The sequence below is a fragment of the Streptomyces sp. 4N509B genome, from assembly GCF_052245655.1.
Taxonomy (GTDB): Bacteria; Actinomycetota; Actinomycetes; order Streptomycetales; family Streptomycetaceae; genus Streptomyces.
In genome coordinates this window covers 98,507-112,243 of the sequence record NZ_JBQQBZ010000006.1, presented here as the reverse complement: position 1 = coordinate 112,243, position 13,737 = coordinate 98,507, and the positions used below count along the sequence as shown (strand labels likewise).

Genomic DNA, 13,737 nt, shown 5'->3' with positions numbered 1-13,737 from the left:
GGAGGGGGACGGCTGCGGGGAGGACGGTGGGGGTGTCGGCGCTATGGGGTGCGGGGGGTGGGGATGAGGGTGGGTCTGTGTTTCCGGCACGGGACTGACTCCTCGCGTACGGCTGCCCTGACGGCGAGAGGGTACCCGCCCATCCGCTCATTTGAGCGCCGCTTTCATCATACGTGGCAGGCATCACGCACACAAAGGGCGCGACGGCAGGCAAAGAGGGCCCTTCCGCGCACGGATGGAGGGCGAGGGAGGCGAGGTGCGCACGAGGCCGGTGGGGAGGCGGACAGGGCTACGGGGCCGGGGGCGGGCGGACGTCCGGGGAACGACGCGGGAACGCGGAGGGCCGACGGCGAGGCGATCGGGGCGCGGCGGCGGCGCGGGGCGGGGCGGCGGCTGGACGCGACGCCTACAGGCCCATCGCCGCCAGGCGGGCGTCCGCGCGTTCGGGAGCGTAGAGGTGCTCGACGACCATCGCCCCCGCCCCGACGAGGCCGGCCCGTTCGCCGAGCCGGGAGGTGACCACCTGGAGGTAGGCCGTGGTGCGGGGCATCGCCCGCTGGTAGAGCAGTTCGCGCACCCCGGTGAGGAACGGAGGGCCGGCGAGGTCGCCGGCGATCATCAGGACGCCGGGGTTGAGCAGGGTGACGACGGTGGCCAGCACGTCGCCGACCAGCTGGCCGGCCTCGCGGGCCAGCCGCACCGCCTCGGGATGGCCGATCGAGAGCTGGTCGCGGACGCCGGACCCCGAGGCGGTGGGTATGCCGGCGGCGGTCAGCCGCTCCGCCAGCGCCCGGCCGCTGGCCACGGCGGCGAGGCAGCCGTAGTTCCCGCAGCGGCAGAGCGCGTTCGGATGGTCGGCGAGGCGTATGTGCCCTATGTCGCCGGCGCCGCCGTCGATGCCCCGGTACATCCCGCCGTCCACCACGACGCCCGCTCCTATGCCGGTGGAGACCTTGACCAGCAGGAACGCGGCGCAGTCGGGGAATCCCCGGCGCTGTTCCGCGTAGGCCATCAGGTTGGCGTCGTTCTCCAGGAGGACGGGCAGCTCCCCGCCGAACACCCCTCGCGCGCCCCCTGAGTGCGCCTGTGCGCCCCCCTGTGCCTCAAGCCCTGGAGTCCGCGCCACGTGCCGCGCGAGCGCACGGCGCATCCGCTCGGGCACGGGGAAGCCGTCCCAGCCCGGCATCATCGGCGGTTCCACGAGCCGCCCCGAGGTGAAGTCCACCGGCCCCGGCACGGCGAGCCCCACGCCGCCGACCGTCGCCGGGTCGGCGCCGACCTTCTCCAACAGCGCCGCGAACCACTGACCCAGACGGTCCAACACCTCGTCAGGACCCGCGCTGACCAGCATCTCCCCCGCGTGCTCCGCGAGCACCACGCCGGCGAGGTCGAGCACGGCGGCCCGCGCGTGGCGCGTCTCCAGGTCGGCGGCGAGGACGACGGCGTGTCCCGCGTCGAACGTCAGTCGCAGCGCCGGGCGTCCCCCGGTCGGCGCCTCCACCGGATCACCCGCCGCCTCCCGCACCCACCCGGCACGGAAGAGCTGGTCAAGCCGGTGCCCGACCGTGGTGCGCGACAGACCCGTCAGCCGCTGGATCTCCCCACGCGTCGTCGCCCGTCCGTCGCGGATCAACCGCAACAGGTGTCCCGCGCTCGCCTGCGTCATCGCCCGCCGTGCCTTCCCGGTCGTCCTCGGTCGGGTACTTCACACCCCCTTTAGCTTGTCAAGTAGATATTACAGCGCTACTTTTGCGTGTTAAGTAGACGTAACCCTGCGGTACCTTCGACAAAACAACCGGCCCGCGCGTGACAGCGCGGTAACGCCGCGGAGACGACACGGCCCCTCCGGAGAGCACGTGGAACGCGCTGACCACCCCGTCCCAGACCGACCGATCGCATACAACGCATACACGGCGTACACCGCGGAGAGCGCCCACCACGCGTACACGTGCGCCCGCGCCGTGCTCGAACGGAACTGGACCGGAGCCTCCACCGTCCCCTCCCGCGCGCTCTACCCCCACCAGTGGAGCTGGGACTCCGGCTTCATCGCGATCGGCCTGCGCCACGTCTCGCCGCCGCGCGCCCAGCGCGAGCTGGAGACGCTGCTCGACGCCCAGTGGGGCGACGGCCGCATCCCGCACATCGTCTTCAACCCCGCCGTCCCCCACCAGGCGTACTTCCCGAGCCCCGACTTCTGGCGCTCCTCCGCCGCCGGCGCCAGGGCCGGCGCCCCCGCGGCCGTCGAGACCTCCGGCATCGTGCAGCCCCCGATCCACGCCCTCGCGGCCTGGCTGGTCCACGAGGCGGACCCGGCCGCCTCGGCCCGCCACGGCTTCCTCGCCCGCGTCTACCCCCGGCTGGTCGCCTGGCAGCGGTACCTCACCGAGCGCCGCGACCTCGGCGGGCGCGGCCTGGCCTCGATCGTGCACCCGTGGGAGTCCGGCATGGACAACAGCCCGTGCTGGGACGGCCCGCTCGCCCGGGTGGAGCCGGCGGCCTCCAGCAGCTTCCGCCGCGCCGACCTCGACCACGGCCTCCCGGCCGACCGCCCCACCGACCTGGACTACGGCCGGTACGTCCGGCTCGCGGAGCACTACCGCGCCCACGGATACCTCGACGATCACCTCGACGGCGGCCCCGAGCCGCCGTTCGCCGTTGAGGACCCCGGACTGAACGCCCTGCTCGTGGCCGCCGAGCACGCGCTCGCCGAGATCGCCGCCGCGCTCGGCGAGGACCCCACCGACCACCAGGTCCGCGCCGAGGAGCGCACCACCGCCCTCGTCAAGCGGCTGTGGCACCCGGAGGAGGGGCTCTTCCTCGCCCACGACGTGCTGACCGACGAGCCGATCGGCGAGCGCAGCGCCGCGGGCCTGCTCCCCCTGCTGCTGCCCGGTCTGCCGAGGGAGATCGCCGCCGCGCTGGCGCGCACCGCCCGCGGCCCGCACTTCGGCCTGGGGCCCACGGGGCCGGCGCGGCTGGCCCCGAGCTACGACCTGACGGGGCGGGCGTTCGACCCCGCCAGGTACTGGCGCGGCCCGGCCTGGTTCAACGTCAACTGGCTGCTGCACCTGGGACTCACGCGCCACGGCGAGCACGAGCTGGCCGAGCGGCTGCGCGCCGCGGCCGTCACCACCGCCGGCGCCACCGACTGCGCCGAGTACGTCGACCCGTTCACCGGCCGGGCCCGCGGCGCCCGCGGCTTCGGCTGGACGGCCGCGCTCACCATCGACCTGCTCGCCGCGCCGCGCGCCGGGTCCGCCGGGCGGCGGGAGCGGGCCGCACGGGCGGTGCCGGCCGGACGGCGGAGCCCGGACGGGTGACGGGAGCCGGACGGCTGGGCGGAGCCGACGGGTGACCGGAGCCGGGCAGGCGGGCGGAGCCGGACGCACCACAGCAAGGAGACGGGCCCCGGGGGCCCGGCGGCGCGCGACCCGCGCTGGCTGAGGGGCCCGGGGAGCATCCGAGGGGATCCGAGGGGATCGGAGAGGGAGAGGGAACCGCGGTGATCACCACGCAGCACTGCCTGCTCGTCCGCGACGGGACGTTCGTCGCGTTGGGGCCCTCCGGCGACATCACCGGAGATCGCGGTGCACAGCCGGACGGGCTCTTCGCCCGGGACGCACGGCACCTCAGTCGCTGGCAGCTGACCGTGGACGGCAGCACCCCCACCGTCCTCGTGCCCGCGTCGCCCGCCGGGCCCGGCGCCCCCGCCACGGCCTTCGCGGTGCTGACGCCGCCCGGCAGCCGGGCCGAGGCGCCCGCGCACACCGTCTTCCGCGAACAGGCGGTCACCGAGGGCGCGTTCACCGAACGCATCCGCCTCAGCAGCAACCGCGGCGAGCCCTCCACCACGATGCTCGCCCTCACGGTCGACGCCGACTTCGTCGACCAGTTCGAGCTGCGCAGCGACCACCGGTGGTACGAGAAGCCGCACGCCGTGCGCACCCGTGCCGCGCTGCCGGACGGCGTCGAGTTCGGGTACCGGCGCAGCGAGTGGCGCTCCCGCACGGTGGTGACCGCGCAGCCGGCGCCCGACGCGGTCGAGGAGACCGGCAGCGGCGCGCGGCGGCTGGTGTGGCTGCTGCGCCTGGCGCCGCACGGCGCCGCCGAGGTGGCGCTGAGGGTCGACGCGCACCCGCACGGCGCGCCCGAGCCCGCGACGACCGGCGCCGACCCGTTCCTCTCCGCCCCCGCCCTGCCCCGCCTCCCCGGCCGCGGCGCCACCCCGGGCCTGCCCTCGGACCTCGGCCCGGACCTCGGCCGTGACGCCCGTCCCGACCTCGCCGGCGTCGACGAGGCGGGCGGCCCGGACGAGGGATGGTCCGGGCCCGAGCTCGCCAGGGCCTGCGCGCAGGGTCTCGCCGAGCTCGCCGCGCTGCGGGTGTCGGCCACGGGCCCCGAGGGCGAGCCGCTGAAGGTGCCGGCCGCCGGCGTCCCGTGGTTCCTCGCGCTGCTGGCCAGGCACGCGGTCGTCACCTCCCTCTTCACCGTCCACAGCCGTCCCGAGCTGGCCTCCGCCACGCTGCTCGCGCTCGCCGGCTCGCAGGCCACCACGGAGGAGCCCGAGCGCGTCGCCCAGCCGGGGAAGATCGTCCACGAGCTGCGCCACGGCGAGCTGGCACACTTCGGCCAGGTGCCCTACGGGCGGTACTACGGCTCGGTCGACTCCACCCCCCTGTTCCTGGCGCTGCTCGGCGCGCACGCGGCGGCCACCGACGACGGCAAGCTGGCGCTCCGGCTCCAGCGGCACGCACGGGCGGCCGTGGACTGGATGTTCCACCACGGCGGCCTCGCCGACGGCGGGTACCTGCGGTACCGGGCGGACGAGGGCGGGCTGGCCAACCAGAGCTGGAAGGACTCCCCCGGCTCGATCTGCTTCGCCGACGGCACCCGCGCCAAGGGCGTCATCACCGCCGCGGCCGCCCAGGGGTACGCCTACGAGGCGCTGCGCCAGGCCGCGTACCTGGCCCGTCACCACTGGGACGACGCGGCGTACGCCGAGCGCATGGAGGCGGAGGCGCGGTCGCTCCGCGCCCGCTTCGTGGCGGACTTCTGGCTGCCGGAGCAGGGCTTCACCGCGCTCGCGCTCGACGGCCAGGGCCGCCGGGTCGACGCGCTGGCCTCCGACGCGGGGCACCTGCTGTGGACCGGGATCCTCGACGCCGAGCACGGCGAGGCGGTGGGGCGGCGCCTGCTGGAGCCCGACTTCTTCTCCGGCTGGGGCATCCGCACCCTGGCGGCCGGTCAGGAGGCGTACCACCCGCTGTCGTACCACCGCGGCTGCGTGTGGCCCCACGACAGCGCGATCGCGGCGCTGGGCCTGGCACGGTACGGGCTGCACGACGAGGCGCGGGAGGTCTGCCGCGGGCTGCTGGACCTGGCGGCCAGCGCGGACTTCCACATCCCCGAGGCCATCGCCGGGTACGGCCGCGAGGAGCACGCCGAGCCCGTGCCGTACCCGCACGCCTGCTCGCCCCAGGCGTGGTCCGCGGCCACGCCCTTCGCGATCCTGACCGCCCTGACGGCGGCCACGCCCTCGGACACGCCCACGCCGAGCTGCTGAAGGCTGTCCCGCAATCCCTGGTGGACCAGGGAGCGGCGTCCTGTGGCTTCTCCCCCACGCCGCTCCGCGGCGCGGGGTGCCCCCAGCAAGGCGGAGGAGGGAGTCAGCCTTGCAGGCTGGCGACCGACGACAACGCGGCTGGGGGCACCGCCCGGACCCCGGAGGGGTCTGGGGGAGGACGTCGCAGGGCGTCGCGAACCCGCCAGGGACTGCGGGACAGCCTTCAAAGGCTGGCCCGGGACCCTCGGCCGTGGGAGGGCGGGGCCTACGGCACGGTGACCACGGCCTTGCCGCGGGCGTGGCCCCCCTCCACGTGGCGCATGCCGTCGGCCGTGTCCGCCAGGGGGTAGGTCCGGTCGACGACCGGGGTGAGGGTGCCGGCCCCGACGAGCGCGGTGACGGCGAGCAGGTCCTCGTGGGTCGGCCCGGCCGGGGCCGCCGGGTTGATGGGGCTGAGCCGTTGCCGGACGAACGCGTTCGCCACGACCACGCGCAGCATCGAACCGATCGCGCCGACGACGTGGCCGGGCGAGCCGCCGCCGTTGGCCACCAGGGTCCCGGCCGGGGTGAGTACCCGGCGCAGTCGCCTCAACGGGTGGTTTCCGACGTTGTCGAGGATCACGTCGTAGCGCACGCGCCCGTCCGTGACGTCCTCCCGGGTGTGGTCGACGACGTGCGCGGCGCCCAGTGAACGCACCAGCTCGACGTTGCGGGTGCCGCAGACCCCGGTGACCTCCGCGCCCAGGTCCGCCGCGATCTGCACGGCGAAGGTGCCCACGCCGCCGGCGGCGCCGTTGACCAGCACCCGCTGCCCCGCCCGCACCCGGCCCACGGTCCGCACGCCCCGCAGGGCCGTCACCGCCGCCATCGGCACGGCCGCGGCCTGCTCGAAGCTCAGGTGTTCGGGCTTGGGCACCAGCAGCCTCGCGGTGGTGCGCGCGTACTCGGCGAACGAGCCGGGGCAGAAGCCCAGCACCTCGTCGCCGGGCTCCAGACCCCGGACGTCGGCGCCCACCGCCTCGACCACTCCGGCGGCGTCGATCCCCGCCACCCGGGACTTCGGCCGGGTCAGCCCCGTGGCGCCCATCAGGCGGGCCGCGTACGGGTCGCCGCGCATCATGTGCCAGTCGTAGGGGTTCAGCGCGGCGGCGCGCACCCGCACCAGCACCTGGTCGGGAGCGTCGACGCCGGGCCGGTCGGTGTCGACCAGCCGCAGGACGTCGGGCGGTCCGAACCGCTCCTGGACGATTGCCTTCATCAGGACTCCCCATCTCCTCGGAACCGCTTCGCGGTCCGCCGCGCCCCCGCCGGCTCGCCTGCGGCGAGCCGAGGTGTACGGCGTACACCAGCTCTCGCACCCAGCATAGGTGTACGGCGTACACCGTCAAGGGGGTGTGCGGGAGTTGGGCCGGGAACGGCGGTGGCGACGCGAGGGTGTCGACGGGAGGGTGTCGACGGGAGGGTGTCGACGGCGACGGCCGGGAGACGGGCTCCGGGAGGCGTTACCTCCGAGACGTGGCGTCGGGTGTGATCCCCGCCTGACGCTGCCGCCGCACACGCCGCGTCATGACCGCGCCGGGGACAGCAACCGCGAGCAGGACCGGGACCGCGGCGGCGATCCCGAACCAGAGAAGGACGGCGAGGTAACCGAGGGCGGCGTCCCCCGTGTCCTCGTCCGCCCGTGCGAGGAGGACGAGACTCACCACGAACGCGGCCACCACGAGGACCGCGAGGGTGACCGCGAGCCAGACGAGAGCGCGGGCGCATCGCCGGTAGGCCGCGCTGACCGGCCTGGCCTGTGGCGACGGGTACGCCCCGGGCGCACCGGGCCTCCAGGCCGGGTGAGTGGCCGGCCGCTGGTCGTTCACAAGGTCACTTCTTCCCGGCGTCCCACGCGTCGGCGGAGAAGGTGCGCAGCAGGACGATCAGCGCGGCCGCGAGCCGCCAGTCCACTCCCGGCGCGCGCACCTGCAGCTTGTTGCCCCTGGACCGGAACTCCAGCGGCACCTGGCCACCCCCGCGCCACCTGATGCGCCGGGGGCCGCGCGCGACACCCCCCTCGTTGCCGGGGACGCTGTCGAAGACGGTGAACACGAGGACGAGTGCCATCAAGGGCAACGCCAGCCACCACACGCACCACCAGAAGATCCGGCCCTTGAAGCCCACCGCCTCGGGGCCGCCGGGCTGGGTCACGGTCCAGCGGGTGCGCAGGCCCCTGCCGCGCAGCGCCTTCTCCCGCACGAGCGTGCCGATGAGCTCGCCCTGGGCGCCGAGCACCTGAAACCTCGCGACACCGCCGGCGGCTGACAGCGTCACCAGGGTGGCCACCCGCTCCGTGTGGTGCTCGTCGGCCCACAGGACGAAGGAGCGGGCGCCGCTCCTTCGGGCCGCGCGGTACGCGGGTATGCCGCCCGGCGGCAGCTCGCGCGCCACGTGCGCGACCACCCGGGCCGGTCCCGACCCGTCGGAGAGGTCGACCCGGTGCCTGACCGGCGCGAGGGGCTCGCCGGGGCCGACCCGTTCCTGCTTGCTGCTCATGGTCAGTACGTTGCTCACCCGACGCGCTCCTTCGTGCTGGGGCGGGTGCGGCGCCGGCAGCGCCCACTCCATGGCGCGGACGGTCCCGCCCCACGGAGGGCGAAACGATACACCGGCCGCCCGCGGGACGGGCTTCCGTGAACGCGACCGCGTCAGGCCGAGTCCCGCAGGCGGTCGAGGCCGTCCAGCGTCAAATCCAGGGCGAACTCGAACTCCGCCTGGTCGTCGCAGCCCGAGCCGACGACGGAGTCCCGGTCGTGGGTGACCGCCATGGCCAGCTCGGTGAGGTGGGGGTAGCGCGCGGCCATCTCCTCCGGCCGCACGGCGTCCGGCTCCGGCTCGCCGTCGGGGGCCTCCTCGAACAGCTCCTGGGAGAAGCCCAGCAGACGGCTGCCCATGACGTGCATCGCGTGATGGACGAGATCGATCGAGAAGCCCCCGGCCCGGAAGATCCCGATCATCGAGTCCAGGTACTCCATGACCGCGGGGGTCGGCGTGGTGCGCGCCTTGATCCGCGACTCGATGACCTGGGCCGCCCACGGGTGGCGCAGCAGCATGCGGCGGGCCGACAGCACCCGCCGTCGAACGGCGGTCCGCCAGTCGACGTCGCGGTCGGGTGGGTCGATCTCGCCGACGAGGACGTCGATCAGGCCGTCCAGCAGCTCGTTCTTGTTGGCCACGTGCTTGTACAGCGCCATGGGCACGACACCGAGCGTCTGCGCGATCCTGCGCATGCTCAGCGCCTCGACCCCGCCCTCGTCGGCCAGGGCGACGGCGGCGCCCAGGACACGCTCCCTGCTCAGGGGCGCGCGGGACCGCGCGACCGCGCCGGCCTGCGTGGCGATCTCCACCATCTCCTCTCCACCGGATTCCTCGACGAATGTACAGCGCCACCGGGGACGCCACCCGGGGCGGACGGCGCGCACCCAGGGTGGGGCGCCCGGCCGGCGCCGACGGGCCGAGGACCCGGCGTGGTCAGCCGCCGCCCCCTCCTCGGCTCGCGATCCGCACACGATGGGCGAAGGATCGGAGCACCGCGAAGAAACAGGGATTCGTTCCCCTCTTTTCCGTCTCCTGCCGTATCCCTTCCGCGCCTTCGTCCCAGGCTCGAATCCGGTCTGTCACGGCCGGCTTTGTCGGGCACGAACGCGGCAATGGTCGCCGGGGCCGCGCTTTCGTTGCGGTCGCCCTTGTCACCGGCGCCCATTTTTCGCCACGCCGGGAATACGACGGGGCACGGCGTGACAAGGAGACACAGCGCGGCGAAGGTGAGCACCGCGCCGGTCAGTCCGATGACGTCGAGCGGGGGATTCCCGCGAGCAGCAGGCCCGGCGGCATCGCGGCGCCGCCGGCGGCCCGACCCGCCAACCCACCCGTGCAGCACGGTGCCGAGAACGCTGCCGCCGCTACGTCGTCGTCGACCCGAGCGTCGACGCGCCGCACGCCGCGACGAGAGCGGCGAACGGCGTCCGCGCCCTCACGGCGTGACCCCCGGGGGGGAGTCCCGCCCCTGAATATCGCGGCGGCGAAATTGACGCGATCTCACATGCTGGCGAACCATGTGCCGCATGACGTTTCGCGTTGAGACCAGAAGGCTGCTGCTGCGCCCGTTCACCGAGGAGGACCTGGACGAACTCCACGACATCCAGCGCCGTCCCGACGTGGCGCGGTACCTGCTCTGGAATGCGCGCAGCCGGGAGGAGACGAGGACGGCGCTCGCCGAGCGTGTGAGGCAGACCGCCATCTCGCGGGAAGGGGACAACCTCGCCGTCGCCGCGGTCCACCGGGAATCCGGCGTCCTCATCGGCGACTTCAACCTGGAGTGGCTGAGCGCCGAACTCGGACGGGCGGAGATCGGCTTCGTGCTGCACCCGGACTACGCCGGTCGCGGGTACGCCACCGAGGCGGGCCGCGAGGTGCTGAGGATCGGCTTCGAGGAGTACGGCTTCCACCGTGTCATCGGCCTGTGCAACGGGAACAACACACCCTCCATGCGGCTGATGGAGCGGCTGGGCATGCGCAGGGAGGGCTTCTTCGTCCAGGGCGAGATGCTCAAGGGAGAGCGCGCGGACCTCGCCCTCTACGCGATGCTCGCCGACGAGTGGAGGGCCCGCGGCGGCAGGGCCGGCGGGGAGACCACCGCCCACTGACCGGTGCCCTTCACCGCTCCGCCCCGACAGGTGCACGCCGAAGGTCTGTGTCGCCGCGACCACCGCGGCGGACAGGTCCGGGTGGGACTCCAGGCCGGCGCCGCGTCACACGGGCCGACGGGACCCGCTCCCGGCTCCGGGCCCTCACCGCGGCCGGACACGGGCGTGTCGTCAGCGTGCCGGAGTGACCCGGGTGGTCGCGCGCTCCAGACGGTCGAGGCGGGTCCGTGCCCGCTCGGCCTCGGGAAGGCCGCAGGACGTGTAGAGGGCGAGGGCCCGCCGCAGGTGGTCGCGGGCGGCGGTGGGGTCGCCGAGGCGGGTGTGGGCCTCGGCGATCCCGCTGTGGGCGTGGGCCTGCACGGTCCGCTCCCCGGCCCGGGTGGCCAGGGCGAGCGCCTCCTGGTGGAGCCGCAGCGCCCGCTCCGGCCGCTCCGCGGCGGCGTGGGTCGTCGCGAGGGCGTTCAACGCCTCGGCGGTCAGGTCGCCGTCGCCCACCTCGCGGGCGAGGGCGAGCGCCTCCTCGTGCAGCCGCAGCGCCGGCTCCAGCTCGCCGCGCCCGCGGTGGAGCGTGCCCAGCTTGGTGAGGCAGACGGCCTCCATCTGGCGGTAGCCGGACTCGCGGGCCAGCGCCATGCCGCGGTGGGCGTGGGCGAACGCCGCGTCCTCGTCACCCCGTCGCGTGTGCACGTCGGCCAGGACGCAGTGGGCGTTGGCCTCGACGGACCGGTCGCCGTGGCTCTCGCAGAGCGCGAGGACCTTCTCCAGGCAGGCCCGCGCCTCGTCGAGCCGGGCGAGGGTGCGCAGCGTGCGGCCCATGTTGACCAGGACCGCGCAGCGCACCCGCCAGTTCCCGTCGCTGCCGTTGAGGGCCAGCGCCCGTTCGTACAGGCTCATCGCTCCGGTCAGGTCGCCGGACCTCTGGCGGACGAACCCGAGGCTGCTGAGCACGGACGCGTGCAGGGCCCGGTCGCCGGTCTCCTCGTACGTGGTCAGCGCCCGCCGGAAGTGGTCGGTCGCCTCCGCGAGGTCGCCGCCCGACAGGTGTGTCATGGTGCCCAGCACGCGCCGCGCGTGGGCCTCGGCGACGGCGTCGCCCGTCGTGCGGGCCGCGCGGAGCGCCCGGCGGTGGAGGGTGAGCGCCTCGTCGAGGTAGCCGCCCACGCGCAGGTAGAGGTGGAGCGTCTCCGACATGGCGATGACGTACGCCGGGTCGGCGTGCCGGGTCACCTCCAGCAGGTTGGCCCGCTCGCGCTCCAGCCAGTGACGGGCGCGCTCGTGGTCGGCGAACAGGGGCTGCGGGCCGTCCCACGGCGGGCCGTCGGGCGAGGGCACCTTGGGCCTGGGCGCGTAGTCGTGGGGCGCGAAGAGGTCCATGGCGGCCGAGGCGAGGTGGAGGTAGTGGCCGCGCAGGCGGTCCAGGGCGGACGGCCGCTCGGCGGCGGGGCCCGCTCCGTCGGCGTCGGCGGCCTCGGTCTCGGCCTCGTCGGCGGCGAGTTCGGCGGCGTAGTCCCGCAGCAGGTCGTGTTGCCGGTACCGCCCCTTCCCGGTCTGTTCGACGAGGTGGGCGCGGAGCAGCACGTCCAGGGACCGACGGGTCTCCCTGACACCGCGCCCGGCCAGCGCCGCCACGGCGTGGGCGTCGGTGTCGGGTCCCGGGTGGAGGCCGACGAGCCGGAAGACCCGGGCCTCGGCGGGAGCGAGCCGCCCGTAGGACCACGAGAACACCGGGCGCACGGCGGTGTGGGGGTCGTCGTCGAGGTCGAGCAGGTCGAGCACTCCCTGCCGCTCGGCGAGTTCCTCGGCCAGCCCGGCGACGGTGAGGGCGGGGTGGGACCTGATCAGCTCGCCGGCGATGCGCAGCGCGAGCGGGAGCCGGACACACCGTTCGACCAGCGCCTCGGCCGCCTCGGGTTCGGACCCCGCCCGCCCGCCGAGCAGCTCCCGGAGCAGGCGGTGGGCGTCCGTCGGGGGGAGCCGCTCCAGGCGGACGCGGTGGGCGCCCTCCCTGGCGACCAGACCGGCCAGCGCGTCGCGGCTCGTGACCAGCGTGAAGCAGGACGGGCCGCCGGGCAGCAGCGGGCGCACCTGCGCGACGGTGTGGGCGTTGTCCAGCACGATCAGCATCCGGCGGCCAGCGGTCAGCGTCCTGAACCGGGCGGCGCGCTCGGGGAGACTCTGGGGCAGCGCCCGGCCCTCCATGCCGAGCGCGCGCAGGAAGCCCGCCAGCGCGTCCTGCGGGGCCAGGGGCTGGTCGGGGCCGTAGCCGCGCAGGTCGACGTAGAGCTGGCCGTCGGGGAAGCGGTCGCGGGCGCGGTGGGCCCAGTGCACCGCCAGGGCCGTCTTGCCGACGCCCGCGGTGCCGGCGAGCGCCGCGACGGCGGCGGGTGTCGTCGCCAGCAGGTCGTCGAGCTCGGACAGCTCGGCGTCCCGGCCCACGAACACCGGTACCTCCAGCGGGAGTTGGGCCGGGAGGTGACCGCCCCGCGCGCGCGACGCGGCCTCGGGAGCCCGTGGCGGAGCGCTCCGACGGGCTTCCCCGGGCGGGGAGGGAAGGGCTCCCCGGGCGCTCTCCCGGGCCGGTGGCCGGTACGACTCGCGTGGTGGCCCCGGCCGTTCCCGGCCGACCTCCTCGCCGGCGAGGATGCGGCGCTCCAGCTCCCGCAGCTCGGGCCCGGGTTCGAGCCCCAGCTCCCCGACCAGCGCCTTCCGGGCGGTGTGGTACGCCGCCAGCGCCTCGGCCTGGCGGCCGGCCCGGGACAGCGCGGTCATCAGCAGTCCGTGGAACCGCTCGCGCAGCGGATGCTCGCGGACCAGCGAGGTCAGCTCCGCCACGACCTCCGTGTGCCGCCCGCCGGCCAGCTCGGACTCGTACAGCGTCTCCAGGGCGACGAGGCGGCGTTCGGCGAGGCGGTGCCTCCAGTCGTCGAGGATCGGGACGTCCAGGCCGGCGAACGGCGTCCCCCGCCACAGTCCGAGCGCCGCGCGCAGCGGACCGACCGCGCCGCGCGGATCGTCGTGGGCGACGGCCACGAGCGCCTCGTCGACCAGCGACTCGAAGCGTTCCGCGTCGAGCTCGCCCGGTCCCACGGTCAGCCGGTAGCCGACCGGGCCCGACGCGAGGCCGTGCTCCTCCCCGAGCTTGCGGCGCAGTCGGTGGACCTGGAGTTGGAGCCGCTGCCGGAGGCGGGGATCCGGCGAGGAGCCCCACAGGGCGTTGGTCAGGACGTCGGCGGGCACGGACTGGCCGGCGTGGGCCAGCAGCAGGGCGAGCAGCGCGCGCTCCAGCCGGCCGGTGAGCGTCTCCTCCCGCCCGTCGAGCCGGATCGCCACCGAGCCCAGCACCTGGAACCTCACGTCCCGCGTTCTCCTTCTTCCGTCCGGGGACTCACCAGTGTGACGGTGTCCCGGGGTCCGCGTGGTCCTCGCCGGGAATGTGAGACCGAAGGGAGCGGGCGCCGTCGACGGGTGGGGCGGGGACGGCCGCGA

Annotated in this window: 8 protein-coding genes; 3 read left to right on the top strand and 5 right to left on the bottom strand. The window is 75.1% G+C overall.

The annotated features are described in order from the left end of the window. Positions 1 to 406 precede the first annotated feature (406 nt). Positions 407 to 1,666 (bottom strand): ROK family transcriptional regulator, encoded by a 1,260-nt coding sequence (locus ACTWP5_RS09240; protein WP_443220300.1) that lies wholly within the window; start codon positions 1,664 to 1,666, stop codon positions 407 to 409. Between the two features lie 226 nt (positions 1,667 to 1,892). Here ACTWP5_RS09240 and ACTWP5_RS09235 point away from each other — a divergent pair, with 226 nt between their 5' ends. Both ACTWP5_RS09235 and ACTWP5_RS09230 read left to right on the top strand, forming a co-directional pair. After that, the gene (locus ACTWP5_RS09235) at positions 1,893 to 3,320 is read left to right on the top strand and encodes an MGH1-like glycoside hydrolase domain-containing protein (RefSeq protein ID WP_443220390.1); all 1,428 of its coding nucleotides are present in this window, start codon (positions 1,893 to 1,895) and stop codon (positions 3,318 to 3,320) included. A gap of 185 nt (positions 3,321 to 3,505) precedes the next feature. Beyond that, positions 3,506 to 5,563 (top strand): amylo-alpha-1,6-glucosidase, encoded by a 2,058-nt coding sequence (locus ACTWP5_RS09230; RefSeq protein ID WP_443220389.1) that lies wholly within the window; start codon positions 3,506 to 3,508, stop codon positions 5,561 to 5,563. Positions 5,564 to 5,828: 265 nt separating this feature from the next. On the opposite strand, the gene ACTWP5_RS09225 is transcribed toward ACTWP5_RS09230, so the two are convergent. The 3 genes from ACTWP5_RS09225 to ACTWP5_RS09215 form a co-directional block, all read right to left on the bottom strand. Then, entirely contained in the window at positions 5,829 to 6,821 is a 993-nt protein-coding gene (locus tag ACTWP5_RS09225) for an NAD(P)-dependent alcohol dehydrogenase (protein ID WP_443220299.1), read from the bottom strand. A gap of 614 nt (positions 6,822 to 7,435) precedes the next feature. After that, positions 7,436 to 8,119: a hypothetical protein gene (locus ACTWP5_RS09220; RefSeq protein WP_443220298.1), complete on the bottom strand. Its 684-nt coding sequence runs from the start codon at positions 8,117 to 8,119 to the stop codon at positions 7,436 to 7,438. 134 nt (positions 8,120 to 8,253) lie between these two features. Further along, entirely contained in the window at positions 8,254 to 8,955 is a 702-nt protein-coding gene (locus tag ACTWP5_RS09215) for a TetR/AcrR family transcriptional regulator C-terminal domain-containing protein (protein ID WP_443220297.1), read from the bottom strand. A 714-nt stretch (positions 8,956 to 9,669) separates the two neighbouring features. Here ACTWP5_RS09215 and ACTWP5_RS09210 point away from each other — a divergent pair. Further along, entirely contained in the window at positions 9,670 to 10,251 is a 582-nt protein-coding gene (locus ACTWP5_RS09210; protein WP_443220296.1) for a GNAT family N-acetyltransferase, read from the top strand. A 171-nt stretch (positions 10,252 to 10,422) separates the two neighbouring features. Here the strand turns inward: ACTWP5_RS09210 and ACTWP5_RS09205 are convergent, their stop codons facing one another. Beyond that, positions 10,423 to 13,605 carry an AfsR/SARP family transcriptional regulator gene (locus ACTWP5_RS09205; RefSeq protein ID WP_443220295.1) on the bottom strand — a complete coding sequence of 1,061 codons (3,183 nt, stop codon included), beginning with the start codon at positions 13,603 to 13,605 and terminating at the stop codon, positions 10,423 to 10,425. Positions 13,606 to 13,737: the final 132 nt, after the last annotated feature.